21 protein-coding genes are annotated in these 25,630 nt (G+C 73.3%); 6 read left to right on the top strand and 15 right to left on the bottom strand.

From position 1 onward, the window contains the following. Positions 1-2,262 (top strand): hypothetical protein, encoded by a 2,262-nt coding sequence (locus ASG23_RS10370; protein ID WP_056024005.1) that lies wholly within the window; start codon positions 1-3, stop codon positions 2,260-2,262. A gap of 242 nt (positions 2,263-2,504) precedes the next feature. On the opposite strand, the gene ASG23_RS10365 is transcribed toward ASG23_RS10370, so the two are convergent. Genes ASG23_RS10365 through nirB form a run of 5 tightly spaced genes read right to left on the bottom strand, consistent with a single transcriptional unit; the run spans position 2,505 to position 8,584 of the window. After that, positions 2,505-3,245 carry a sirohydrochlorin chelatase gene (locus ASG23_RS10365; RefSeq protein ID WP_082516051.1) on the bottom strand — a complete coding sequence of 247 codons (741 nt, stop codon included), beginning with the start codon at positions 3,243-3,245 and terminating at the stop codon, positions 2,505-2,507. Further along, the gene (locus tag ASG23_RS10360) at positions 3,245-4,360 is read right to left on the bottom strand and encodes a uroporphyrinogen-III synthase (RefSeq protein WP_056024002.1); all 1,116 of its coding nucleotides are present in this window, start codon (positions 4,358-4,360) and stop codon (positions 3,245-3,247) included. Before ASG23_RS10360 ends, ASG23_RS10365 begins: the two co-directional genes overlap by 1 nt. Beyond that, a complete protein-coding gene (gene cobA, locus ASG23_RS10355) occupies positions 4,357-5,625 on the bottom strand; it encodes a uroporphyrinogen-III C-methyltransferase (protein ID WP_056023998.1) in 1,269 nt (422 codons plus the stop codon). Before cobA ends, ASG23_RS10360 begins: the two co-directional genes overlap by 4 nt. Further along, positions 5,622-5,996, bottom strand: a complete 375-nt coding sequence (gene nirD / locus ASG23_RS10350) for a nitrite reductase small subunit NirD (protein ID WP_056023995.1) — start codon at positions 5,994-5,996, stop codon at positions 5,622-5,624. Before nirD ends, cobA begins: the two co-directional genes overlap by 4 nt. Beyond that, a complete protein-coding gene (nirB, locus tag ASG23_RS10345; RefSeq protein ID WP_056023992.1) occupies positions 5,993-8,584 on the bottom strand; it encodes a nitrite reductase large subunit NirB in 2,592 nt (863 codons plus the stop codon). The genes nirD and nirB overlap by 4 nt, the downstream gene beginning before the upstream one ends. 135 nt (positions 8,585-8,719) lie before the next feature. Here nirB and ASG23_RS10340 point away from each other — a divergent pair, with 135 nt between their 5' ends. From ASG23_RS10340 to ASG23_RS10330, 3 genes are all read left to right on the top strand, one after another. Further along, positions 8,720-9,253, top strand: a complete 534-nt coding sequence (locus ASG23_RS10340; protein ID WP_056023989.1) for a DUF1697 domain-containing protein — start codon at positions 8,720-8,722, stop codon at positions 9,251-9,253. A 13-nt stretch (positions 9,254-9,266) separates the two neighbouring features. Beyond that, positions 9,267-9,713, top strand: coding sequence for an HIT family protein (locus ASG23_RS10335; RefSeq protein WP_056023986.1), 447 nt, complete (start codon positions 9,267-9,269; stop codon positions 9,711-9,713). A gap of 210 nt (positions 9,714-9,923) precedes the next feature. After that, the gene (locus tag ASG23_RS10330; protein WP_056023983.1) at positions 9,924-11,450 is read left to right on the top strand and encodes a molybdopterin-dependent oxidoreductase; all 1,527 of its coding nucleotides are present in this window, start codon (positions 9,924-9,926) and stop codon (positions 11,448-11,450) included. A 49-nt stretch (positions 11,451-11,499) separates the two neighbouring features. Here the strand turns inward: ASG23_RS10330 and ASG23_RS10325 are convergent, their stop codons facing one another. The 7 genes from ASG23_RS10325 to ASG23_RS10295 all read right to left on the bottom strand — a co-directional run bounded on the left by ASG23_RS10325 (position 11,500) and on the right by ASG23_RS10295 (position 19,702). Beyond that, a complete protein-coding gene (locus ASG23_RS10325; protein WP_082516050.1) occupies positions 11,500-13,029 on the bottom strand; it encodes an FAD-dependent oxidoreductase in 1,530 nt (509 codons plus the stop codon). Then, positions 13,026-15,194 carry a molybdopterin oxidoreductase family protein gene (locus tag ASG23_RS10320; protein WP_056023980.1) on the bottom strand — a complete coding sequence of 723 codons (2,169 nt, stop codon included), beginning with the start codon at positions 15,192-15,194 and terminating at the stop codon, positions 13,026-13,028. Before ASG23_RS10320 ends, ASG23_RS10325 begins: the two co-directional genes overlap by 4 nt. Further along, complete coding sequence (locus ASG23_RS10315; RefSeq protein WP_056023977.1) at positions 15,194-16,555, bottom strand: MFS transporter; 1,362 nt, start codon at positions 16,553-16,555, stop codon at positions 15,194-15,196. Before ASG23_RS10315 ends, ASG23_RS10320 begins: the two co-directional genes overlap by 1 nt. A 132-nt stretch (positions 16,556-16,687) precedes the next feature. Further along, positions 16,688-17,740 carry an ABC transporter ATP-binding protein gene (locus tag ASG23_RS10310; protein WP_056023974.1) on the bottom strand — a complete coding sequence of 351 codons (1,053 nt, stop codon included), beginning with the start codon at positions 17,738-17,740 and terminating at the stop codon, positions 16,688-16,690. Then, complete coding sequence (locus ASG23_RS10305; RefSeq protein ID WP_056023971.1) at positions 17,737-18,543, bottom strand: ABC transporter permease; 807 nt, start codon at positions 18,541-18,543, stop codon at positions 17,737-17,739. Before ASG23_RS10305 ends, ASG23_RS10310 begins: the two co-directional genes overlap by 4 nt. After that, a complete protein-coding gene (gene modA, locus ASG23_RS10300) occupies positions 18,540-19,301 on the bottom strand; it encodes a molybdate ABC transporter substrate-binding protein (protein ID WP_056023968.1) in 762 nt (253 codons plus the stop codon). Before modA ends, ASG23_RS10305 begins: the two co-directional genes overlap by 4 nt. Continuing rightward, a complete protein-coding gene (locus ASG23_RS10295; protein ID WP_056023965.1) occupies positions 19,298-19,702 on the bottom strand; it encodes a TOBE domain-containing protein in 405 nt (134 codons plus the stop codon). Before ASG23_RS10295 ends, modA begins: the two co-directional genes overlap by 4 nt. Positions 19,703-19,812: 110 nt before the next feature. On the opposite strand from ASG23_RS10295, the gene ppk2 reads away from it, so the two are divergent. Both ppk2 and nhaA read left to right on the top strand, forming a co-directional pair. Further along, entirely contained in the window at positions 19,813-20,661 is an 849-nt protein-coding gene (ppk2, locus tag ASG23_RS10290; protein WP_056023962.1) for a polyphosphate kinase 2, read from the top strand. A gap of 64 nt (positions 20,662-20,725) precedes the next feature. Beyond that, on the top strand, positions 20,726-22,108 hold the full coding sequence (nhaA, locus tag ASG23_RS10285) for a Na+/H+ antiporter NhaA (protein ID WP_056023959.1): 1,383 nt from the start codon (positions 20,726-20,728) through the stop codon (positions 22,106-22,108). 18 nt (positions 22,109-22,126) lie between these two features. Here nhaA and ASG23_RS10280 read toward each other — a convergent pair whose 3' ends face one another. From ASG23_RS10280 to ASG23_RS10270, 3 genes are all read right to left on the bottom strand, one after another. Beyond that, positions 22,127-22,522 carry a DUF7144 family membrane protein gene (locus ASG23_RS10280; protein WP_056023956.1) on the bottom strand — a complete coding sequence of 132 codons (396 nt, stop codon included), beginning with the start codon at positions 22,520-22,522 and terminating at the stop codon, positions 22,127-22,129. Next, entirely contained in the window at positions 22,515-22,712 is a 198-nt protein-coding gene (locus ASG23_RS10275; RefSeq protein ID WP_056023954.1) for an SHOCT domain-containing protein, read from the bottom strand. Before ASG23_RS10275 ends, ASG23_RS10280 begins: the two co-directional genes overlap by 8 nt. Positions 22,713-22,778: 66 nt before the next feature. After that, entirely contained in the window at positions 22,779-25,421 is a 2,643-nt protein-coding gene (locus tag ASG23_RS10270; protein ID WP_056023953.1) for a helix-turn-helix transcriptional regulator, read from the bottom strand. Positions 25,422-25,630 lie beyond the last annotated feature (209 nt).

Raw genomic sequence — 25,630 nt, 5'->3', positions numbered from 1 at the left:
GTGCGCCGCACGACCACCACCGCGACCGCCGCCGCCCTCCTCCTCCCCCTGCTGGTCGGCACCGCGGCGTCCCCCGCGCTCGCCGCCGACTCGGGCGACGTGGCCGTCACCAACACCGAGACCGTGCAGGCGCGCCTGTCCGCCACCGGCGCGTTCCAGGGTGCCCGCGTGTACGAGCAGCTCGCCCTGACCGGCCACGGCACCGCCACCATCGAGAACCCCGTCTCCACCGAGGGGCTGCGCAACCTCGACGGCTTCGGCGGCTACCGGGTGGTCGACGGCCTGCTGGTCAGCACGCTGGCCGTCGACGGCGAGCGCCGCGAACGCACCCTGAGCACCTACGACAAGGACCTCCCGCTCACCGTCGAGGTCACCTACACGTTCGATGGCGAGCCTGTGCAGCCCGGCGCGGTCGTCGGCAAGACCGGCACCCTCGGGGTGCACTACAAGGTCACCAACGTGACCGGCAGGACCCAGGACGTCACCTACGACGACGGTTCGGGCACGATGGCCACCGCCTCCGCCGAGACCGTCATCCCGATGATCGGCCAGCTGGTCACCGTCCTGCCGTCCACGTTCACCGACGTGCAGTCCGACGAGGCGGGCATCGCCGGCGACGGACGGGGCGGCACCCGCATGCAGTTCCAGATGACCCTGTTCCCGCCCATCGGCTCCGCGACCGCCGAGTTCGGCTACACCGCGACGGTCAGCCGTGCGGTCATCCCCAAGGCCACCCTCACGTCCATGCCCGTCTCGCCGCTCGAGTACCCCTCGTTCAAGGGCGGTGCCGCCAGCTACCAGGCCGGCGCGCAGAAGGGCGTGGACCTGACCGGAGCCGGGCTCCTGCTCGACGACAGCGTGCTGCGGCTGCACGACGGCTCGGCCCAGCTGCTCGCCGGTCTGCTCCAGCTCCGCGACGGTGCCGCGACGCTGTCGACCGGCCTCAACGAGTCCGCTGCGCCCGGAGCCGACGAGCTCGCGGACGGACTGACCGGCGAGGCGGCACCCGGAGCCGCCCGGCTCGCCGCCGGTGCACGGCAGCTCGACGCCGGCCTGGCGGAGGCTCGCGCCAAGGCTCCCCAGCTCCTCGACGGACTCGTCCAGGTCGACTCCGGCCTGGCCCTCGTCGACGGAGGTCTGGCACGGCTGTACGGCGAGATCGGCACCATCGGGGCCGACCCCAAGGTCGTGAGGCTCCAGGAGGGCATCACGACCTTGAGGACAGCGGCGGCGACCCTGACCGCGGGCGTCGACCAGATCCGCCTGGGCATCGCCGGGGCCTCGGGGTCGGCGACGAAGATCCAGAACGGGTCCGTCACCCTCGGCACGCAGCTCGCCGGTGGCCTCGGTGTTCTCCAGAAGGAGCTTCGCCCGGTCCCGATGGGCGACGCGTACCTGCAGCAGTACGACGCGCTCCTGGCCCAGCTGTCGGGTGCGATGCCCATGCTCACCAACACCGACAGCCCGGAGACGATCGCGGGCGGCGCCAAGGCTCTCTCGACGGGCCTCGCCGGAGCAGCCGGCCTCCTGGGGAAGGTCGAGTGCGGTCTCGACTCGGCCTCGCTGGCCACGTGCGACACGTCCGCGCTCGGCATGGTGCAGGGTCTGGCGATGGTGGACGCCGGTGTCGCCGAGCTGCTCACGGGGGTGACGACCAAGGTGCGCGCCGCGGTCGGCGATGACGACGACACCAAGGCCGACGGCACGCTGCGCGGTGGGATCCACTCGTTGCAGGCGGGCACCGACCAGCTCAGTGCCGGTGGCGACACGCTCGCGTCGGGACTGGCCCGGCTCGGCGACGGCGCCAGCCAGCTGAACGACGGAGCGGGTGACCTGTCCGCAGGGATCGCCGCGGCGGCTGCCGGTTCGCGGCAGCTCTCCGACGGACTCTCCACGGCGGCGGGCGGGTCCACGCAGCTCTCGGACGGGCTCACCTCCGCGGCCGAGGGTGCACCGCAGATCGTGGACGGCACCCAGCGCCTGTCCGACGAGGGCACCTCGCAGGTGGTCGTCAGCGGGCGGAGCACCGCGGAGGACTTCGGGGTGAAGTACGCGGTGCTCAGCGCGGGCGCCGAGCGTGCGCAGACCGAGGGCATGGCCTACGGCGCACCGGACGGTGCGGCGGGGTCCACGGCGTACTCGATCGAGATCGCGGGCGTCGACGGCACCGGTGCCAGCTCGGTCGGGCGCCTCATCCTGGCGATCGTCCTGTTCGCCGGCGGGATCGGCCTGGCGACGTTCGCGGGGCGCAGGTTCGTGTAGGCGCGGACGCCGACGGCGTGCGACCCGCCCGGGTCGCACGCCGTCGGCCGGTCAGGAGGCGAAGCCTGCCGCGAGGGCCTGGTCGATCGCGTTCTGGACGAGCGCCCGGTGGACGCCAGGAGGGCCACCCCGTGCGCACTTCCGCTGAGCTCGAGGAGCGACGGTCTCCGACGAGCCGACGCGAACGGGTCGTCCGTCGAAACCCGGTGAACGACACCCTTCGGGGCAACCCGCGCTTCAGGTCACGTGACGGCGTCGTACCGGTCGAGCACGATGTGCACCAAGCGCTCGTCCGGTGCGAGCGGAGCGGCGACGACGTCGGCCCCCGCCTCCAGCACGCGGTCGTAGAAGTACCCCGGTGCGAGCAGGTACGACGCCACGACGACGCGGCCCCCGGGCGGCGCGTCGGCGCGTGCGGTGGCGATCGCGGCCGGCACGCGCGGTTCGGCTCCGGCGCCGTAGCCGATGGTCACCGGCTGCGCGATCCTGTCCGCCAGGCCTGCCGCGACCGACTCCACCGCGAGCGCGGCCGCGGGGTCGGTGGACCCGGCCGCGGCGAGCACCACGGAGTCGTCGGGGGCGAGGCCCGCGGCCTCGAGACGGTCCACGAGGATGTCGACCAGCCGCGGGTCCGGGCCGAGGGGTGCGGCGGCCGTGGCACCGGGCTGGTCGACCGCCGCGGCGATGTCGACCTTCACGTGGAAGCCGACGGACAGCAGCAGCGGCACGACCACCGCGCCCGACGCGCCATCGTCGAGCGCTCCCGAGACGACAGCGGCGACCTCGGGCTCCTGGACGTCCACGAACGCCTCGCGCACGTCGAGCTCGCGCCGGTACGCCGCGACGCCGGTGAGGATCGAGCGGACGGCCGCGCGCCCGCCGGGGTCGTCGGTGCCGTGGGAGCACCCGACGAGCACCGGGGCGTCGAGGTCGTGGCGCGGGCCGTCGGGAACCGGGCCACGGGCGTGCAGGGCGTTCGTCATCAGACCTCCTCCAGCTGCAGACGGTATCCCCGCTTGACCACGGTGCGGATGAGCTGGCGACTTCCGGTCGCCTCGCGGAGCCGGGCGATGGCCACCTCGGCGGCGTGCGGGTCACGCGAGTCACCCGGCAGCGCGGCCAGCACCTGGTCCCGCGGCACCACGGACCCGCCCGCGGCGGCCAGCAGCCGGAGGACCTCCAGCCCCGTCGGGGTGAGTGCGAGCACGTGACCGTCGAGCACCGCGGTCCCGCGGTGCACCTGGAGCGGGCCTGCGACGGTCTGCAGCGCCTGGAGCCCGCCGTAGTGGCCGACCAGCGTGCGGACCAGTGCGCCCAGCCGACCGCGTTCGGGCACCAGCGGCTCGATGCCACGGTCCTGCAGGGGCTTGGCGGTGATCGGTCCGACGGCCGCCATCACGACGCTGCCGCGCTGCGCGAGGGTCACGATGTCGTCGACGACGCCCGCCTCGTCGGCCGCCTCGAGCCAGGCGTGGGCCCCGGGTGCGGACGTGAAGACGACCGCGTCGATCTCGCCGGCGGCGACGCCACGGACCGAGGCGGTCACGACGGACGCGTCCGGCGGCGGACCCCAGCGGTACACGACCAGGCTGCGGACCCGCGCACCGGCGGCGGCGAACGCCTCGTCGAGGCCGTCCGCGCCGGCGCCGTGGTGCTGGACGGCGATGTCGCGGCCGGCGACCCCTTCGTCCAGGAGGACCTCGGCGATCTCGGCGCTGGTCTCGGACTCCGCCACCCAGTCGGCCGTGAGCCCAGCGGCCTGGATCGCACCGCGCGCCTTGGGTCCGCGCGCGACGATCCGGGTTCCCTTGAGCATCTGCACGAGCGGCTCGTCGAGCCCCGCCGCGTCCGCCGCCTCGATCCAGCCGCGGAACCCGATGCCCGTGGTCACCACCACGGTGTCCGGCGGGTGGGCCAGCAGGGACCGCGTGCCCTCGAGCAGCCGCGCGTCGTCGATGTGGGGCACCATGCTCAGCGCCGGGGCGTGCCGCACGGTGGCACCGCGTCGACCCAGGGCTGCAGCGAGCTCCGCCGACCGACGGTCGGCGGTGATGAGCACAACGAGGCCCGCGAGGGTCTGGTCGATAGGTTCGCTCACGTGGCCATTGTGACGGCCCCGGGGACCGATTCGTCCGATGAGGCCGCCGTGTGAGCGGCGTCACCCTCGGGCTCGAGCAGACCGGCCGCGGCCACGGCACCCAGGACGATGACGGCGGGGGCCCGCACACCGGCGGCCGCAGCGACGTCGACCACGTCGTCCAGGCGCGCCCGCGTCACGCGCTGACCGGGCAGGGTGCCCTCTTCGACCAGGGCGACCGGCGTGGCAGGATCCGCGCCGGCGTCGAGCGCCTGCGTGGCCAGCGTCGCCAGCGCGCTCACGCCCATGAGGACGACGACCGTGCAGGACCCGTCGCGTAGACCCGTGAGGGCCGCCGACGACCAGCCGTCGTGCCCGTTCATCACGTGCACGGCACCGACCGTGCCGCGGTGCGTCAGCGGGATGCCGGCGGCGGCGGGCGCGGCGAACGCGCTGCTCACCCCGGGGATGACCTCGACGGGCACGTCGGCCTCCCGGCAGGCGAGGACCTCCTCGCCGCCTCGGCCGTACACGAACGGGTCCCCACCCTTGAGCCGGACGACGACGCGGCCCCGCTGAGCCTGCTCCACGAGGATCCGGCCGATCTCGTGCTGCGGCACCGGGTGGTGGCCGGGGGTCTTGCCGACGTCGATGATCTCGACGCCCGGCGCCAGCTCGTCGAGCACGGCGACCGGTCCGAGGCGGTCGGTGACCACGACGTCCGCCTCGGCGAGCGCGCGTCGGCCGGCCAGCGTGAGCAGCCCGACGTCGCCCGGTCCCCCGCCGACGAGCACGACGCGGCCCGGGTGGGCGCGGCGGTGCCGCAGGTCGACGCGCCCCTCGCGCAGCTGGGACGCGAACGCGTCGCGGACGGCGATCGTCCGGCGCGGATCCGCCGTGCCCGTCGAGACCACGCCCACCAGGACGTCGCCCTGCTGGGTGGTCGCGGGCGTGCGGGCGGAGCCGTCCGCGCCGGAGCCGGCGTCGACGCAGAACGTCTGCCGCTCGGTGGCCCAGGCGAGCACAGCAGCGTCGGTCGAGCGGTCGCCCGTGGCGGTGTGCACCAGCCAGGCGCCGTCGAGGTCGGACTCCTCCACCTCGCGGACACGCCACTCGATCAGGCCCCAGCGGTGCAGGTCGAGGAGCACCTCGCACAGCTGCGGTGCGACGACGACCACCTGGGCGGCGTCGGCGAGCAACGACTGCACCCGGCGCGCGGCCACCGGTCCGCCACCGACGACGAGCACGCGGCGGCCGGTCAGCTGGAGCCCGAGCATCGTGGTCACGAGCCCACCTCCACGAGCCCGTCCACGACCCGGACCGGCCAGGTGCGCAGGTCAGAGGCCAGATCCTGGGCCGGCGTCTTGCCGGCGACGTCGAGACAGCGGCCGGTGGTCAGGTCGAACACCTGCTTGTACATCGGGGAGGCGACCGTCGGTACCTCGACGCCGTCGACGGACCGGGAGCCGACGATCCCCCGCGAGATCACGTACGCGTCGCTAAACGGGTCGTGCTGCTGGACCGCCAGCACGCGCCCGTCGACGAGCCGGAAGAGTGCGACCTGATCCGCCCCGAGCAGGGCGGCAGCGCCACGCTCGACCGCGAGGTCGTCGAGCCGGCAGACCGTGGTCCATACGAGAGTCTCCAGCGCGGTCATGAGCGCACCTCCAGTCGGGCTCCGGCAACGAGAACGGGTTCGTGGTGGGGCGTCGGGCGGGCGTCGTCGCGCTCGTCGGCCGTGGCCGGACGCGACTGACCACGCTCCGGCACGTACGCGAGCGACGGGTCCGGAGTGTCGGGCGCGTTGACGAACGACGCGAACCGGCGGAGCTTCTCCGGGTCCTCCAGCGTGGCGCGCCACTCGTCCTCGTACTCGACGACGTGCTGCGCCATCTGCTCGTCGAGGTCGGCCGCGATGCCCAGCGAGTCCTCCATGACGACCGCACGGACACCGTCGAGACCGCCCTCGACGTCCTCGATCCACGGTGCCGTGCGCTGCAGACGGTCCGCCGTGCGCACGTAGTACAGGAGGAACCGGTCGATCGTGCGGATGAGGGTCTCGGTGTCGAGGTCCTCCGCCAGCAGCTGCGCGTGCCGCGGCGTGAAGCCGCCGTTGCCGCCGACGTACACGTTCCAGCCCTTGTCGGTCGCGATGACGCCGACGTCCTTGCCGCGGGCCTCCGCGCACTCCCGCGCGCAGCCCGAGACACCCAGCTTGATCTTGTGCGGCGACCGCAGACCGCGGTACCGCAGCTCGAGCATCACCGCGAGCGCCACCGAGTCCTGCACCCCGAACCGGCACCAGGTGGAGCCCACGCAGGACTTCACGGTCCGCAGCGACTTGCCGTACGCGTGGCCGGACTCGAACCCGGCGTCGACCAGGCGCTGCCAGATGAGCGGCAGCTGGTCGATGCGGGCGCCGAACATGTCGATCCGCTGGCCGCCGGTGATCTTGGTGTACAGCCCGAAGTCCTTGGCCACCTCACCGATCGCGATGAGCCCCTCGGGCGTCACCTCGCCGCCGGCGATGCGCGGGACCACCGAGTACGAGCCGTCCTTCTGCAGGTTGGCCATCACGTGGTCGTTGGTGTCCTGCAGCGTGGCCCGCTCGCCCTCGAGGACGTGCGCCGGGGACGTCGTCGCCAGGATCGACGCGACCGTCGGACGGCAGATGTCGCAGCCACGCCCCTCGGCGCGGGTGCCGAACCGCTCGATGACCTGCGTGAACGACGAGACCCCGCTGACGCGGACGGCGTCGTAGAGCTGCGCGCGGGACAGGGCGAAGTGCTCGCACAGCGCGGTGCTGACCTCGATGCCCTGCGCCGCCAGCTCGGTGGTGACCAGCTTCTTGACCAGCGGGAGGCACGAGCCGCAACTGGTACCCGCCTTGGTGCACGCCTTGACCGCACCCAGGTCGGTGCACCCGTGCTCGGTGACCGCACCGCGGATCGTGCCGGCCGAGACGTTGTTGCACGAGCAGACGGCGGCGTCGTCGGGAAGCTCCAGCTCCGGGGCTCCTCCGCCACCCTCGGGCAGCAGGAACGCGGCCGGGTCGCCCGGCAGCTCGCGGCCGAGCATGGGGCGCAGGCTGGCGTACGCGCTGGCGTCGCCGACGAGGACGCCACCGAGCAGGGTGCGCGCGTCGTCGGACATGACGAGCTTCTTGTAGACGCCGCCGACCGGGTCGGCCCAGACGATCTCGAGGGAGCCCGGCGTCTCGCCGAACGCGTCGCCGAAGCTGGCGACGTCGACGCCCGAGAGCTTGAGCTTGGTCGCCGTGTCCGCACCCGGGAACTCCGACGTGCCGCCCAGCAGCCGGTCGGCGGTGATCTCCGCCATCGCGTACCCGGGGGCGACGAGCCCGATCGTGGCGCCCTGGATGCAGGCCACCTCGCCGACGGCCGAGATGTCGAGGTCGCTGGTCAGGCAGGTGTCGTCGACGACGATCCCGCCGCGCTCGCCGATCTCGAGGCCCGACGCGCGGCCCAGCTCGTCGCGCGGCCGGACCCCCGCAGCGATCACGACGACGTCCGCGTCGACCCGACCTCCGTCCGCCAGGTCCAGACGACCCACACCACCGCGCCGGTGCGGGCGGATCCGCGTGGTCATCGCGTTGAGCCGCACACCGACGCCGAGGTTGTTGATGAGCCGCCGCAGCGCCTCGCCCCCGCCGAGGTCCACCTGCGTCGACATCAGGTGCGTGCCCACCTGCAGGACGGTCGTGCGGGCACCGAGCGCCTGCAGCGCACCGGCCGCCTCCAGCCCGAGCAGACCGCCACCGAGCACGGCGCCCTTGACCACGCGGTCCTCGGAGAGCTTCTCGACGTAGCCGCGCAGCTCCGCGACGTCGTCGACCGTCCGGTAGACGAACACGCCCGGCAGGTCCTTGCCCTCGATGGGCGGGACCCAGGCCGACGAGCCCGTCGCCAGGACGAGGTGGTCGTAGGCCTCGGTGCGGCCGTGCGCGGTGGTCACCGTCTTGGCGTCGCGGTCGATGTGGGTCACGGCGTCGTCGCGGACCAGGGTGACCAGCGGGTCGGACCACAGCTCCGGGTCGCCGAGGGCCAGGTCGTCGGCGTCGCGACCGGAGAAGTAGCTGGTGAGGGCGACGCGGTCGTACGGGCGGCGCGGCTCCTCCGCCAGGACGGTGATGCGCCAGGTGCCGGCGGTGTCGCGGTCGCGCAATGCCTCGACCAGCCGCTGGGCGACCATGCCGCCGCCGACGACGACGAGGTGCTGGTTCATGGGGTGCTCCGTCGGGCTGGGGGGTGGGGCACGTCCCACGGTAGGAACCGGTTGTTTCCACCGAGGGCGCCGCTCGGTTACCTGGGGGGAACCTTTCCCGCACACGGCGTCGGTGCCTGGTGTGAGAGTGGGGCCATGAGCCCGGTCATCGCCCTCCTGCGCGCCGTCAACGTCGGCGGTCGCACCGTGAAGTCGGCACAGCTCCGCCAGGTCGCCGAGAGCCTCGGACACACCCAGGTCACCACCTACGTGAACAGCGGGAACATCGTGCTGGTCCCGTCCGGGGCCGCCTGCGCCGTGGGACCGGGACTGACCGAGGCGCTCGTCGCGGAGCTCGGCTTCGACGTGCCCGTGATCACCCGTTCCCTGGCGCAGTGGGACGCCATCGTGAAGCGGCTGCCGTTTCCCGACGAGGCGTCCTCGGACCCGTCGCACCTGGTCCTGTACTGCTGGGACGGAGCGCCCGGATCCACCGACTTCGACCCGACGCCCTTCGGCCGCGAGTCCGTCGCGTTCGCCGGCCACGAGACCTACGCGTACTTCCCGGACGGCATCGGTCGCTCCAAGATCACCCTCCCCGTGCTTGAGAAGGCGACCGGCCGGTCCGGGACGGCCCGCAACTGGAACACGGTGCTCGCCCTCCAGCGGCTCGCCCGCGAGCGCGCCTGACTAGCGTGGCGTCATGAGCACCCTGTTCACCCAGATCATCGCCGGGGACATCCCCGCCCGTTTCGTGTGGGCCGACGACATCGCCGTCGTCATCGGCACCATCGCCCCGATCACCGAGGGCCACATGCTCGTGGTCCCCCGCGACGAGATCGTGCAGCTCACCGAGGCGCCCAACGACGTGCTGGCGCACCTGATGCTGGTGGCGAAGACGATCGGGCAGGCGCAGCAGCAGGCCTGGTCCGCGCCGCGCGCCGCACTGCTCGTCGCCGGCTTCGAGGTCGACCACCTGCACCTGCACGTCCTGCCCGCCTGGGGCGAGGCGAGCCTGTCGTTCCGCAACGCCCGCACGGACGTCCCCGCGGCGGAGCTGGACGACGCAGCCGAGCGGATCCGCGCCGCCCTGCGCGACCAGGGCCACGCCGCCCACGTCCCGGCGACGCTGACCAGCCCCGCCCTCTGACCATCACCCCGTCACCTCCGCACGTTCGGTCGCCCGCAGGACAGCAACGTCCGCAGGTTCGGTTGTCCGGGCGACCGGATGTGCGGACGCTGGTGATCGTGACGTGCGCGGTATGGGCGTCGGAGGGTCGGACGTTGGGGTGGGTGACGACATCCTGGGCCCGGCCGGGCAGAGTCAGCGGTGACCGTTCACCAAGGAGGCACGCAGCAGATGGCTGGACGTCGGGACACCGGGCTCGCCGCCCTCGCCGGACTCGCTGCGGGTGCGGTGACGCTCGGCGTCGGGTCGCTCGTCGCGCTGCTCACCGGGCCGAGCACCGACCCGCTCGTCGCCGTCGGGGCCGCGTTCGTCGACGCGACCCCCGCGTGGCTCAAGGACTTCGCCGCCTCGACGTTCGGCACGGCGGACAAGGTGGTCCTCGCGATCGGCGAGGTGGTTGTCGTGCTCGCGCTCGCCGCGCTGGCCGGGGTGCTCGCCGCACGGCGCTGGGCGTGGGGCGCCACCCTCGTCGTCGTGCTCGGTGCCGTCGCGGGGCTGGCGGCGATGGGTCGACCGGACGCAGGCACGCTCGCCGCGGCGCCGGCCGTGGTCGGCGCGATCGCGGGCCTCCTGACTCTCCGCGAGCTGGTCCGTCGCCTTCCCGGAGCGCCACAGCGGCCCCGGCCTGAAGGGGTCGAGCGGCGCACGTTCCTGCAGGCCACCGCCGCGGCCGGTGCGCTCGGTGTGGTCGGCGTGGTGATCGGCCGGGTCATCGGCGCCGGGGCGCGCGGAGCACAGTCGGCACGATCGGCGATCCAGATCCCCCGCCCGGCGACCACCGCCGCACCCGTCCCCGCCGGGGTCGACATCGGGGTGGACGGTGTCGAGCCCTGGCAGACGCCCGCGGACGAGTTCTACCGGATCGACACCGCCCTCGTGGTGCCGCAGGTCGACCCCCAGACCTGGAGCCTGCGGGTGCACGGCATGGTCGAGGAGGAGGTCACGCTCACCTGGGACGAGCTGCTGGACAGCGACCTGGTGGAGGCGTGGGTGACGCTCGCGTGCGTGTCCAACCCGGTCGGCGGCGACCTCATCGGCAACCAGCTCTGGCTGGGCATGCCCATCGCGGACCTGCTCGCGCGGGCGCGGCCCACCGCCGACGCCGACATGGTGCTGTCCCGGAGCATCGACGGGTTCACGGCGTCGACTCCCCTCGCCGCCCTGACCGACGGTCGCGACGCGCTGCTGGCCATCGCCATGGACGGCGAGCCGCTGCCCGTCGAGCACGGGTTCCCGGTGCGCATGGTCGTGCCGGGGCTGTACGGGTACGTATCCGCGACGAAGTGGGTCACCGAGCTGCGAGTCACCCGGTTCGCGGACGCGACGGCGTACTGGACGGATCGTGGCTGGTCAGCGGAGGGGCCGGTCAAGACGCAATCGCGCATCGAGGTGCCGACGCAGGGGAACTCCGTCCCCGCCGGGTCGGTGGTCGTGGCCGGTACCGCCTGGGCGCAGCACCGCGGCATCACCGGCGTGCAGGTCCGGGTCGACGACGGCGACTGGAACGACGCGACGCTGGCCGACGACGGCGGCATCGACTCGTGGCGGCAGTGGTCGTGGACGTGGGACGCGGAGCCCGGCTCGCACGAGCTGTTCGTCCGCGCGTCCGACCCGCAGGGCCCGCAGACCGGCGCGGTCGCCGACGTCATCCCGGACGGCGCGACGGGCTACGACACGGTCCGCGTCATCGTCACCTGACCGCTAGCCGACGACCGCCTCGGTCGCGTCACCGAGGTCGGGTTGGACGTCAGCGTGCGGTGACGGGCGCCGGGTCTCGACCGAAGTCCTCCGATGCTTTCGACGGGGCCGGCTGGTCCGGGTCGGAGCGGCGGAGCCAGTCGACGATGCCGCAGACGGCGTCCTTGCAGCCGCCGCACCCGGTGGTCGCGCGGGTCGACGCGGCCACGTCGTCGACCGTCCGGCCGCCGTGCCGCCAGCAGCCGACGATGTCGCCCTTGGTGACCCCGTTGCACCGGCACACGACGGCGCGGTCGGGCATCATCGTCGGGCTGGCGGCGGGGACGGCCGTCCCGGCGACGGGCCGGACCAGCAGCTGGGCGGGGTCGGTGGGTGCGGGGGTGCCGCGCGTGTAGGCCGCGACGAGGTCGGCCGCGACAGGCCCGGCGCCCACGCAGGTGGCACCGATGACGCGACCGTCGGCGACGACCACCTCGATGTGCCGGCCACCCTCGGGGTCGCTGAGCCGGACCCGCCGACCGCCGGTCAGCGGCCCGCAGACCCCCATCGCGACGACGTCGAGCCCGACGCCCTTGACCTTGACGACGTCGGTGCCGACGGTCGGCAGCGGGACGTCGTCGCGGGCGGCGGACGGCTCCGTGAGCAGGGTCGCGAGGCGGCGGGCCTGGTCCCAGCCTTGGGCGATGAGCCCCGAGCCACCCTCGGGAGGTTCGGCGCAGTCTCCGATGGCGAACACGCGCGCGTCGGCGGGCGACGCGAGATCGGTGCCGACGACGATGCCGCGGGCCACGTCGAGGCCGGCCCGCTGGGCGAGCCCGACCTCCGGGACCGTCCCCGCGGTGAGCACCAGCAGGTCCGCGCCCAGCACCTCGCCGCCCTCGAGCCGCACACCGGTGACGCGTCCGTCGCTGATGACGGCCTCCTCGGTGCGGGCACCGACCCGGACCGAGATGCCGAGCGACGTGAGCCGGGCGGTGGCCGCCGCGGCGGCGGGTCCGTCGAGCTGGCGGTCCATGAGGTTCGCACCCCCGTGCACCACCGTGACGGTCAGACCGCGGTGCGCGAGCCCGCACGCGACCTCGAGCCCGAGCACGCCCCCGCCGACGACGACCGCGCGGCGGGCGTTCACGGTGGCCGCGACGATCTCGCGCGCGTCGTCGAGCGTGCGCAGCGCGTGCACACCGGCGGGCAGGTCGTCGTCGTCGCGCCGGCCGAACAGCTCCGGGATGCGCGCCCGGGCGCCGGTGGCCAGGACGAGGACGTCGTACCGGTGCCGCTCACCGGCGTGGTCGTGCACGACGCCGGCACGGCGGTCGATGGTGACCGCCTGCGTGCCGGGCAGCACGGTGCTGGACGTGCGGTGGCTGCTGTTCGGCAGCGTGATCGAGGCGACGTCGAGCTTGCCCGCGACCACCTCGGACAGCAGGACGCGGTTGTACGGCTCGTACTCCTCGGCGCCCAGGACCGTCGTGAGGAACCGGCCGCTCGGGTCGCGCTGGTGCAGGTCGTCGACGAACCGTGCGCCGACCATGCCGTGGCCGACCACGACCACGCGAACCTGGTTGCCAGCAGGACTCATCGAAGAACCTCTTCCACGAACAGCAACGTCTCGTCGTCCAGCACCTCGACCGGGCCGTCCCAGCGCTGCACCGCGACGGCGCAGACCTTGAACTCGGGCATGCCGGAGATCGGGTCGGTGGCGTCGGTGGTGAGCCGGTTGGCGCTGCCGGTGCCCGCCCAGTGGAACGGCATGAAGACCGTGTCGGGCCGCAGCGCGTCGGTGAGCCGGGCCCGGACCACCCCGCGACCGCGCTCGGTGTCGAGCTGCACCAGGTCGCCCTCGTCGATGCCGAGCCGGTCCGCGAGCAGCGGGTGGAGCTCGACGAACGGCGTCGGTGCGCTGCGCACGAGCTCGGGCACGCGGCGGGTCTGCGCACCGGACTGGTAGTGCGCGAGGACGCGGCCGGTGATCAGGAACAGGGGCGCGTCGGTGCGCAGGTCGTCGGACGGTCCGCGGTGGTCCACCGGGATCAGGCGGGCGCGACCGTCGGGCGTCGGGAAGCGGTCCAGGAACATCCGCGGGGTGCCGGGGTGCGGCGTCGGGCCGGCGGGGACCGGCCAGAACAGGTCCGGCTCGGCGTCCAGGCGCGCGTGGCTGAGGCCGCTGTAGTCGGCCCGGCCGCCCGCCGACGCCCGCGCGAGCTCGTCGAAGACGGCGGCCGGCGACGTGTCGAACCGGACCGGCGACCCGAGCCGCTGGGCGAGGTCGGCGAGGATCTCGAGCTCGCTGCGCACCCCGGGCGGCGGCGGCAGGGCGCGGCGGCGACGGATGACGCGGCCTTCGAGCGACGTCATCGTGCCCTCCTCCTCCGCCCACTGCGTGACGGGCAGGACGACGTCGGCCAGCAGGGCCGTCTCCGACGGCAGGAAGTCGCACACCACCAGCAGGTCGAGGGACGCCAGCCGCTCGCGGACGCGGTCGGCGTCCGGGGCGCTGACCAGCACGTTGGAGCCGTGCACGAGCAGCGCCTTCGGACCGCCCGGCGTGCCCAGCGACCGCAGCAGCTCGATGGCGGGCATCCCGGTCCGCGGCAGGTCGGCGGCCTCGACGCCCCACACGCCCGCGACGTGCGCGCGCGCTGCCTGATCCTCGATGGACCGGTACCCCGGCAGCTGGTCGGCCTTCTGCCCGTGCTCGCGACCGCCCTGACCGTTGCCCTGGCCGGTGATCGCGCCGTAGCCGGAGCCGACCCGGCCGGGGAGGCCGAGCAGGAGCGCGAGCGTGATCGCCGCGGTGACGGTGTCGGTGCCCTGCGTGCTCTGCTCGACGCCGCGGCCCGTGAGGATGTAGGCGCCGGACCCGCCGCGCGACGGTGAGGCGTTGGCCAGCAGGAACGCGGCGCGGCGCAGGGTCGCGACGGGGACGCCGGTGACCTGCTCGGTCCGCTCCGGCCACCAGAGCGCCAGCGAGCGGCGGACGTCGTCGAGACCCGTGGTCCGCTCGGCCAGGTACTCGTCGTCGGCGAAGCCCTCCGCCAGGACGATGTGCGCGAGACCCAGCAGCAGCGCGAGGTCGGTGCCCGGCACCGGCTGGATGTGCAGCCCGCCGTCGTCGGCGGTGAGGTCCGCGGTCGCCGACCGGCGGGGGTCCACGACGACCAGGCCACCGGTCGCCCGCACCCCCGCGAGGTGCTGGACGGACGGCGGCATCGTCTCGGCGAGGTTCGAGCCGAGCAGCAGGACCGCCTGCGCCCCGCCGAGGTCGGCGAGCGGGAACGGCAGGCCACGGTCGAGCCCGAGCGTCCGGTTGGCACCGGCGGCGGCGCTCGCCATGCAGAACCGGCCGTTGTAGTCGATGTTCGGCGTCGCCAGCACGGTCCGTGCGAACTTGCCGAGCGCGTACGCCTTCTCGTTGGTCAGCCCGCCGCCGCCGAACACGGCCACGGACGCCGGCCCGTGCTCGGCCCGCAGGGACGCCAGGCGCTCGGCGACGAACGTCATCGCCGTGTCCCAGGACACCGGCTGCCCGTGCAGGAGCGGCGTGGTCAGGCGGTCCGGCGCGCGCAGCAGGGTCGGGGACGTCCAGCCCTTCTGGCACATGCCGCCCTTGTTGGTCGGGAAGTCCCTACCCGCGGCGGTGACGAGACCTGCATCAGACGTGTGCAGGGTCTGCGCGCACTGCAGCGCGCAGTAGGGGCAGTGCGTGTCTGCACCCGTCTTCGTCACCGCCGCGAGCTGGGTCATCAGATGACCGTCGAGCCGAAGGTGCCGTTGCGGCGCTGGTACACGGCCCACGTGGTCAGGCTCATGATCAGGTACAGGCCGACGATCACCCAGAGTGCTGCCTGGATGTTGCCCGTCTCCGTGGTGGAGATGGCGAACCCGCGCGGGATGAGGAAGCCGCCGAACGCTCCGATGGCACCGGCGATGCCGAGGCAGCCGGCGGCGGCCTTGGCGCGACGGGCGCGGTCCTCGTAGTCCGTGGCGCCGAACCGGAACACCGCGGGGATCATCCGGTAGACCGAGCCGTTACCGGCGCCGGTGGCGATGAAGAGGACGAGGAACGAGGCGAGGAACGGCCAGAACGCGTGCGCCCGCAGCGCGAAGATCGCGCAGACCACACCGCTCGCCATGACGACGAACGCCCCGATGGTGACCCGTGCGCCGCCCAGCTTGTCGGCGAGGATGCCGCCGAGCGGTCGGGCGATGGAACCGACGAGCGCACCGGCGAACGCGATCGTGAGGGTGACCTCAGGGAACGTGTTCGCCAGCAGCAGCGGGAACGCCCCGGAGAAGCCGATGAACGACCCGAAGGTGCCGATGTAGATGAACGAGATGATCCAGGTGTGCCGAGACCGGGCGGCGACGCCGTAGGCCCGCGGGTCAGCCTTGGCGTTCGACAGGTTGTCCATGTAGCGAAACGCGAGGAACGCCGCGATCACGATGAGTGGCACGAACATGAAGCCGGCCCACTGGAGCTGCATACCGGCGCCGATGACGACGACGATCGGCACCGCCCACTGCACCGCGGCCGTGCCGATGTTGCCGCCCGCCGCGTTGAGGCCGAGCGCGCGGCCCTTCTCCTTCTCCGGGTAGAAGAACGAGATGTTCGCCATCGACGAGGCGAAGTTGCCACCGCCGAAGCCCGCCAGCGCAGCGACCGCGAGCAGGGCGGGGAAGCCCAGCTCCGGGTTCTGCACGGCCACGCCCAGCGCGACGGTCGGGAGGAGGAGCAGAAGCGCGGACACGATGGTCCAGTTGCGGCCGCCGAAGATCGGCACCGCGAACGTGTAGGGGATGCGCAGGGTGGCGCCGACGAGCGTGGGCAGGGCGATCAGCCAGAACATCTGGTCGACGGTCAGGACGAAGCCGGCGTCGGGCAGACGCGGGACGACGATGCTCCACAGCGCCCAGACGGCGAAACCGAGGAACTCGGCGAAGATCGACAGACCCAGGTTCCGGCGTGCGATGACCCGGCCGACGGAGGCCCACTGGCCCTCGTCCTCCGGGTTCCAGCCGTCGATCCAGCGTCCGGGGCGGCGGGTGAGCGGCGCGGCGTCGAGTACGGGGGCAGTGCTGGCGTCGGTCGCGAGCTGTGGCGCCATGGGGACCTCCGGGAGGACGGGTGGGGGGCTCGGTCGACGCCGACGCTAGGCAGCGGATGTTTCGTCCGACCTGTCCGAACCGTTGCGCGCACGGTTCATTTCGCGCACCGGCCCCGTGGCGACCTTGTGAGATCAGGCGAGCGGACGGACCCGGACGTGCTCGGTGGGGACGCTCAGGAGCAGCTCGGCTCCGACGTGCAGATCGAGGGCCGCGGCCTGCGCGGGCGGCAGGTCGACGAGCACGTCCCCGCTGGTCCGGACACGCACACCCGTGGTCCCGGGCTCGAGGTCGATGACCCGTGCGGGCCAGCCGTCGCCGACCACGACCGCACCCGGCGGGAACGTCACCTGCGCCCGCCCGCCCGGTTCGCGGGCACCGCACGGGACCAGCACACCGTCCGGTCCCTGCAGCGCCGTGCTGCCGTCAGGCTGGGTCGCGAGGCGTCCAACCACGAGGTTCACGCCCGCCAGCGCCGCGGTGAACGGGTGGACGGGGTCGGACAGCACATCGAGCGGCCGACCCTGCTCCACCACCTGCCCGTCGTGCAGCACGACCACCCGGTCGGCGAGGGTCACGGCGTCGAGCACGTCGTGGGTGACCAGGACGGTGGCGGTGCGCGTGCGGCGGACCTGCGTCCGGACCACGTCACGCAGCTCGGCGGCGGTGCGCACGTCCAGCTGCGCGAACGGCTCGTCCAGCAGCAGGACCGCGGGCTCGGCGGCGAGCGCCCGGGCGAGCGCGACGCGCTGGCGCTGCCCCCCGGACAGCGCGCCGGGGTGACGGTCGGTCAGCTCGCCGAGGCCGACGGCCGTCAGCCACTCGTCCGCGACCCGCCGTGCCTGCGCGGCGGGCACCCCCGCCGCGCGCGGGCCGAACGCCACGTTCTCCCGGGCGCTCAGGTGCGGGAACACCAGCGAGTCCTGCCCGAGCAGGCCGATCGAGCGCCGCTCGGGGCGGACCGCCGTCTCGACCCGGTCGTCCCGGACGGCTGTCAGCGTCCGGTCCCCCACCCGCACGACCCCGTAGGACGGCACGAGGTGACCGGCGAGCACCGCGAGCAGCGTGGACTTGCCCGCACCGTTCGGGCCGAGGATCGCGACGATCTCTCCCGGGTGGGAGGCAAACGTGACGTCCAGCGTGAACGCGTCCCGGCGGACGACGACCTCCGCGTGCAGCGACGTCATGCCGGACGTCCCGGTCGCCAGGCCCGTGCGGCGAGCAGCACCGCGACCGCGGCGAACACGAGCAGGAGCGACAGGGCGACCGCGGTCTCCTGGGTCACGCCCGCGCCGTTGAAGGCCGAGTAGATGGCCAACGGCATCGTCTGGGTGACGCCCGGGGAGTTCCCCGCGAACAGCGCGGTCGCACCGAACTCGCCGAGGGCCCGCGCGAAGCACAGGACCGTCCCGCTGACCAGCCCCGGCCGCACGAGCGGCAGGGTGATCCGCCGCAGGACCGTCCACCGCCCGGCGCCGAGGCTCGCGGCCACGACGTCGAACCGGGTGCCCGCCGTGCGCAGCGACCCCTCGACGCTCAGGACCAGGAACGGCATCGCGACGAACGCCTGCGCGATGACGACGGCCGCCGTGGTGAAGGGGATGGTGATGCCGAACCAGGCGTCGAGGGACTGGCCGAGAAGACCGCGACGGCCCAGCAGGTACAGCAGCGCGATGCCGCCGACGGTCGGGGGCAGCACGAGGGGCAGCGTGACCAGGGCGCGCAGCACGTCGGCGGGCCAGCCGTGGGCCCGCGCGAGCACGACCGCGAGCGGTACCCCGAGCACCAGGCACACGCCTGTCGCCACGGCCGACGTCGACAGGGAGAGCCACAGCGCGTCCAGCGCGGCGGGTGTCGTGATGTCGGCGGGCAGCGACGCCCAGTCCGCGCGCACCAGGAGAGCGACCACCGGCATCACCAGCAGCCCGGCGGCGAGCGCCGCGGGCAGCCAGAGCAGGCCGGGGACACCGACCGGGTGCTCGCGCGTCACGGTGCGCTGAACCCCGCGGCGGCCAGGACCCGCTGACCCGCGTCCGACAGCACGAGGTCGACGAACGCCTGCGCGACCGCACCGTCCTCGAGCGCGACGATCGGGTACTCGTTGACGGCCGTGGCCGCCTCGGGGAACGGGACGCCGTCGACCGCGCCGCCGGCGGAGAGCACGTCTGTCCGGTACACCAGCCCCGCGTCGGCGTCGCCGGTCTGCACCTTGGTCAGCACGGCCTTGACGTTCTGCTCCTCGCTGACCGGGGTCAGCGCGAGTCCGTCGAGGACCTCGTGCGCGGCGGACCCGCAGGGCACCTGCACGCCGCAGAGCACCACCTTGCCGCCGGACGTCGACAGCGCCGCGAGGTCCGCCAGCGAGTCGATCCCGAGCGGGTTGCCCGCAGCGACGACGATCTCGAGCGTGTTGGTGGTGAACACCGTCGCCGGGCCCACCGCGAGCCCCGCGTCCGTCACCGTGGACATGGTCTGCGTGTCGGCCGAGGCGAACACGTCCGCCGACGCCCCGCCCGTCAGCTGCGTGGCCAGCGTGGCGGAGCCGTCGTACGTCGTCGGTTGCACGGTGACACCGGGGTTCTGCTCGGCGAACTCGGCGCCGAGGTCGTCGAACGCATCCTGCAACGAGGCGGCGGCGAAGACGGTGAGCTCGCCGGTGAGGCCCGTGGTCGACGGTTCCGCAGCCGGTTGCGCGGCCGAGCACCCGGTGAGCGTCAGAAGGACGGCGACGAGCGCGCGAGCTCTCATCGCGGCGCCCGCGGGGTCTCGACGAGGACGGTCGTGGCCTTGACGACGGCGACCGCTCGGGAGCCGACCTCGAGCCCGAGCTCACGCACGGCCTCGGTCGACATGAGCGACACCAGCCGGAACGGTCCCGCCTGGAGCTCGACCTGCGACATCACGGTGTCCGACAGGATCCGGGTGACCAGCCCGGGCAGCCGGTTGCGTGCCGAGCTGGAGCCCGCCGCCGGGTCGTCGGGGGTCCTCGCACGGTCGACCGCCAGGGTCGCCAGGTCGGTTCCCGCGATCACGCTCCGTCCCGCGTCGTCGTCCGACGCGGTCAGGGCGCCCGAGTCGACCCAGCGGCGCACGGTGTCGTCGCTCACGCCCAGCAGCTCGGCGGCCTCGCTGATCCGGTAGGTGGTCACGAGCACGATCGTAATGCCGCAGATGCGGCTCTTCCCGCCCCATGGGCCCGCAAAGTCGGTAAGGGCTTCGCTGGTGAGCGCTCCGTCGTGCGGAGCGGTACGTTCCGACGATGGCGAAGAAGTCCGCAAAGAAGAAGAAGAACAAGGACAAGATCCCGAACGCCGTCTACGAGGCGGAGCTGTTCCGCCTCCAGGCCGAGCTGGTCAAGGTCCAGCAGTGGGCCAAGGAGACGGGCGCGCGGGTGGTCGTGCTCTTCGAGGGGCGCGATGCGGCCGGCAAGGGCGGCACCATCAAGCGGATCTCGGAGTACCTCAGCCCTCGCGTCGTGCGTATCGCCGCACTGCCGACGCCTACCGAGCGCGAGAAGAGCGAGTGGTACTACCAGCGCTACGTCGCGCACCTGCCCTCGGCCGGTGAGGTCGTCCTGTTCGACCGTTCCTGGTATAACCGCGCCGGGGTCGAGCACGTCATGGGCTTCTGCACGCCGCAGGAGTACAGCCGGTTCATGCGGCAGACGCCGATCTTCGAGCAGATGCTCATCGAGGACGGCATCCTCCTGCGCAAGTACTGGTTCTCGGTCTCCGACCGAGAGCAGCTCAAGCGCTTCCGCTCGCGGCTCAACGACCCGGTGCGGCAGTGGAAGCTGAGCCCGATGGACACCGCGTCCCTGAGCCGCTGGGAGGAGTACTCGAAGGCCAAGGACGAGATGCTCGTGCACACCGACGTCCCCGTGAGCCCCTGGTTCATCGTGGAGTCGGACATCAAGAAGCACGCCCGGCTGAACATGATCAGCCACCTGCTCTCGACGATCCCGTACACGGACGTGCCGCACGAGAAGGTGGTCCTGCCCGACCGTCCCGCCGCCTCGAACGGGTACGAGCGTCCGCCGCGCGAGCTGTCGACCTACGTCCCCGACCACGTCGCCGCCCTGATGGGCGACCCGGAGAAGCACCTCTGACGCCGGTCGTGACGTGGGTGAGCCGCCGTTGCATCGTGGTCGATCACCTGCGACCTTGAGCGGCATGTCGGCGACCTCCACCAGCCCGGGTCCTAACCTGCGCGTGTCGCTCCCGGGGCTGCAGCCCTCGGTGAAAGAGTTCCTCACCAACGAGGCCGGCAGCGCCATCTACCTGCTGGCGGCCACGGTCGTCGCACTGGTCTGGGTCAACTCCCCCTTCGCCGACTCCTACGAGGCGCTCTGGCACACCAGCGCCGGCTTCCACGTCGGGACGTGGGGCATCGAGCTCGACCTGCACCACTGGGTCAACGACGCCGCGATGGCCATCTTCTTCGCGGTGGTCGGCCTGGAGATCAGCCGCGAGGCCACCACCGGAGACCTGCGGGACAAGCGAACCGTCGCGGTCCCCGCGCTCGGCGCGCTGGGCGGCCTGCTGGTCCCGGTACTGATCTTCCTGGCGTTCAACGGCGGGACCGACGCCGCGCACGGGTGGGGTGTCGTCATGTCGACGGACACCGCGTTCCTCGTCGGCATCCTCGCCCTGTTCGGCCCCAAGTGCCCGGACCGGCTCCGGCTGTTCCTGCTCACGCTCGCCATCGTCGACGACATCGGCGCGATCACGGTGATGTCGATCTTCTACACCGACGAGGTCGACATGGCCGCGCTCGGCCTCGCGGCGGTGATCGTCGTCGGGATCCTCATGCTGCGGTGGCTGAACGTGTGGCAGTTGGCGCCGTACGTGGTGGCAGGGATCGCCCTCTGGTTCGCCGTGCAGGCCTCCGGCGTGCACGCGACGCTCGCCGGCGTGATCATCGGCCTGCTCGTCCCTGCCCGGCCCGCGGACCAGCAGACCATCGACGAGGTCGCCGGGTACGGGCGCAAGCTCATCGACGACGCGACCGCGGAGCGCGAGCACCTCGCCGAGCTGGCCGCGCGCGCCGCGGTACCCACGAACGACCGGCTGCAGCGGATCCTGCACCCGTGGAGCGCGTTCGTCGTGGTCCCGCTGTTCGGCCTGGCCAACGCGGGGATCCGGCTCGACCTGGAGTCCCTGCAGGCCGCCGCGCACTCCCGCCTGGCCATCGGGGTCGCCGTCGCGCTGGTGCTCGGCAACGCCATCGGCATCACCGGCGCCGCCACCCTCGCGATCAGACTCGGCCTCGGCGAGCTGCCCGGTCGCGTCCGCTGGGGGCACCTGCTCGGCGGCGCGGTGCTCGCCGGGATCGGGTTCACGATCTCGCTGTTCATCGCCGAGCTCGCGTTCGACGACCCCCAGCACCTGGACGACGCGAAGATCGGCATCCTCGCCGGGTCGCTCACCGCCGCCGTCGTCGGGTCGGTCCTGCTGCGGTGGCTGGGCGAGAAGCTGCCCCTCTGCTCCCCGCTGAGCGACGCGCCCCCACCCCTGCCGCCGCTGCCGTGGCGGGCACCGGGCGGCGAGGGGTGAGGGCGCGTCGGCGTCGGCTCAGTCCTCGACGATGTCCCGCCCGTGCAGCGTCAGCGCCCAGACCACGAAGACGTCGAGGGCGATGATGATGACGGCCCACCACGGGTAGTACGGCAGCCAGACGAAGTTCAGCACGAGGCTGAGGCAGGCCACGATCACACCGATCGTCCGTGCCCACACCGCGCCGCTGAGGACGTAGAAACCGGCGACGGCGACGCCGAGGCCGATCACCACGTGGATCCAGCCCCAGGTGGTCACGTCGAACTGGAACAGCCACTCGGCGCCGACCACGTAGAACGTGTCGTTGAACACGGCCACGAATCCCTGGAGGGCGTGCAGGACGCCGATGACGATCAGCATCGACGCCGCGAAGACGGTCATGCCGACGGCAAGACCACTGCGTTGTTCAGTCATGTGGGGATTCCTTCCGAAGCGGTGGTGAGGTCTCGGCGTCGCCGAAGACCTTCCTGCGCTGGAGCTCGAACTCCTCCGGCGACAGGAACCCGCGCGCAACCAGGTCGGCCAGCTCGGCCAGCTGAGCGGCCGAGTCGATCAGCGGGTCGCTCCCGGGGTCGTCGGGAGGGCCCTGGCTCGCGGGGGGCATGGGGGAATCGTCGCGACGCACCGGGTGGTCGCGCACCACCCTGCGCGGGGTGAGCCGGGTCTCGGTTCAGCTCCGCGAGGCGTCCAGCCCTGACCGGGACCGGTCGGCCACCTGGCGGGCGAGGTCGGCCGCCTCGCCGCGCGAGCCGACCGCCAGCTTGCGGTAGACGACCTTGAGGTGGAACTTCAGCGTGTTCACCGAGATGGAGAGCTCGTCGGCGATCTCCCGCAGGGTGAGCCGGCTGGGCAGCATCCGCAGCACCGCGAGCTCGCGCTCGGTCAGGTGCTCGCCGGGGACGCTCGGGTCCGTGCTCCTCGCGGTGGCGAGCGGTGACGCGGCGCGGCGGACGCGGTCGAGCCACGCGGCGGGAGCCAGGAAGGCGTGCACCTCCACCAGCTCGAGCACCTCCGCTCCCTCCGAGGCGACCGTCTGGACCAGCCCGACGCCGGCCGCCCGGGCGACCGCGCGCGCCACGTGGTCGAGCGCGTCCTGGTGGGTCGCCGCCGCCCGCGCGCGGAGCAGGTCGCGGACCACCTCGTGGCGCGGGCAGCGCGGCCGGACCTGGTGGAGGCGCACCGCGGCGTGGGCGCGCCGACCCTCGTGGAGGTCCACACGGGCCATGCACACACCGCCCCAGAACGGGTCGTCGACCTGCTCCGCCCACCTCCGGGCCTCGGCGGGACGGTCGGCTGCGAGCGCGACCAGCGTGCCGGTGCGCGCCAACCACATGAGCCCCCCCGGTCCGGCGAACTCGGAGCGCACGAACGCGTGGGCGCGCTCGAAGCAGGTGTCCGCCGCCTCCCGGTCGCCCTCGTCCAGCCTCAGCTCGGTCAGCTGGAGCATCGCCATCGCCTCCGCGTGGGCGACGGGCTCGAGCCAGCGCGGGGCCACGGAGACGAGCTCGGTGACCGCTCGCGCCCGGTCGCCGAGCTCGCGGTGGGCGACGGCCTCGGCCAGGCTCAGCTCCGCGCACAGGATCGCCATGGAGGCCACGACGTCGACGCCGCGGATGCCGGCAGCGACCCGCAGCGCGTCGACCGGACGGCCCGCGAGCGCCTCGCCGACGGCACGCGACCCCTCGAAGGCCAGCCGCCGCTCCGGGTCCCACCCCAGCTCCCGGCGCACGTCCTGCAGCTGCGGGGACCCGTCGTCCCACCGCTCGGACAGCGCCACCTCGCGGGCGATCACGTTCCAGCCCTGCCGGCCCACCAGGTCCAGCTGGCCGTCGTCGGCCAGCAGCGCGATGGCCTGCGTGGCGAGCGTGCTGCTCGAGCGCCAGTCCCCGGTGAGCGTCGCCGCGATCGACTGCAGCATCAGGAGGCGCCCGTCCTGCGGACGCCCCCCGGCGTCGTGCCGCGCACGGCTCGCCGTCGCGGCGTCGACCGCCTCGAGGAACCGGCGCTTGTCCACCAGGAGGTGGCACCACGCGAACTCGATCATCGCGTCGAGGTCGCCTGAGGCCACGTTGAGGGGGATCTGCGCGATGGTCCGTTCGATCGTCGCTGTCAGGCCGGAGTCGTACAGGTCCCCGACCGTCCGGGCCAGCAGCCGCAACGCCTCGCGTGGCCGGCCGGCGAGGATCCACTGCTCGAGCGCGCTGGTCACCTCGCCGACGTCCTCGAACCATCGCGCAGCACGCGCGTGCAGGGTGGCGACGCGTTCCGGCGATCGTCGTGCGACCTCACCGAGCAGCTCCTGCCGCACCACGGCGTGCACCTCGAACCAGCCGGACGGCCCGAGCCTGGTGATGAACAGCCCGCGGGCCTCGGCGTCCGCGAGCAGGTCGCCCGCGTCGGGGCGGCCGGACAGGGCCGCGGCGAGCGCACCGTTGGTCCGCACGACGACGGAGGTGTCCAGGAGGACGTCGACGACCTCCGGCCGCTCCGCGGTGAGCACCTCGCGCCAGACGTAGTCGGCGAACAGGAGGCCTCGGGCGTCGACCCGGGGGAGGGAGACGGGCTGCGCGCTGTCCGAGCGCGACGCGAGGGCGGTGAGCTGCAGTCCCGCGGCCCAGCCCCCGGCCCGGTCCACGGCCGCGCTGACCTCGTCGTGCTCGAGCGACGCCTGGAGGCAGGCCAGCATGTCCTCGGACTCCTCCGGGGAGAACCGGAGCTCGGCGAACTGCACCTCGACCAGCTGCCCCCGGGCGCGCAGCCGGTCGACCGGGAGCCTCGGCGTGCGGCGCGTGAGCAGCACGACGTGCAGCCAGTCCGGCAGGGCGGTGAGGAAGTGCGCGAGCGCGTCGACCAGCGCGTCGTCGTCGTCGACGAGGTGGATGTCGTCGAGGACGAGCACCGCCGACGCCGGGTGGTCGCTGCGCTCGAGCCGCGCGATGATCCCCGGCACGACGTCGGGGCGCGTGGCCGGCCGCCGCGCGGGCGACGGGACCGTCCCGAGGTCGACCAGCTCACCGAGCGCCGCGGTCACGGCCGACCAGAACTGGCCACCGTCCCGGTCGGACTCGTCCACCGACAGCCACGCCGTCGGCACCGAGGCGAGGGAGCGCCAGTCGACGAGCAAGGACGTCTTGCCCGACCCGGCCGGCGCCACGACCACCGTGATCGGTACCGAGGTGGTCTGGGCGAGGAGCGAGATGAGCCGCGGCCGTCGCAGGTAGTGCGCCGGGTTGGCCGGGGCGCGCAGCCGTGAGGCGAAGAACGACGACGACCCGCCGTGCGACGACCTGGCACCTGGTCCGTTCTGCGACACGCGACCTCTCCTGGATCGACCGGAGCACGGCTCCCTGACCAGGATCATCGCGGTCGACCGGGCCTGATACCAGCACCGCCACGCGTGTCCACCACCCCGCCGAGGATGGGGACCACCTACCCGGCCCGGTGCGATGCTGCCGAGAGGCACCGACGCAGCTCGTGACCGACCGCGCCGCGCGCCGCCGAGCGAGCCACCGCCCGGACAGG

It is taken from the genome of Cellulomonas sp. Leaf395 (genome assembly GCF_001424125.1).
Taxonomy (GTDB): domain Bacteria; phylum Actinomycetota; class Actinomycetes; order Actinomycetales; family Cellulomonadaceae; genus Cellulomonas.
This window is presented reverse-complemented; position numbering and strand designations above follow the sequence as displayed.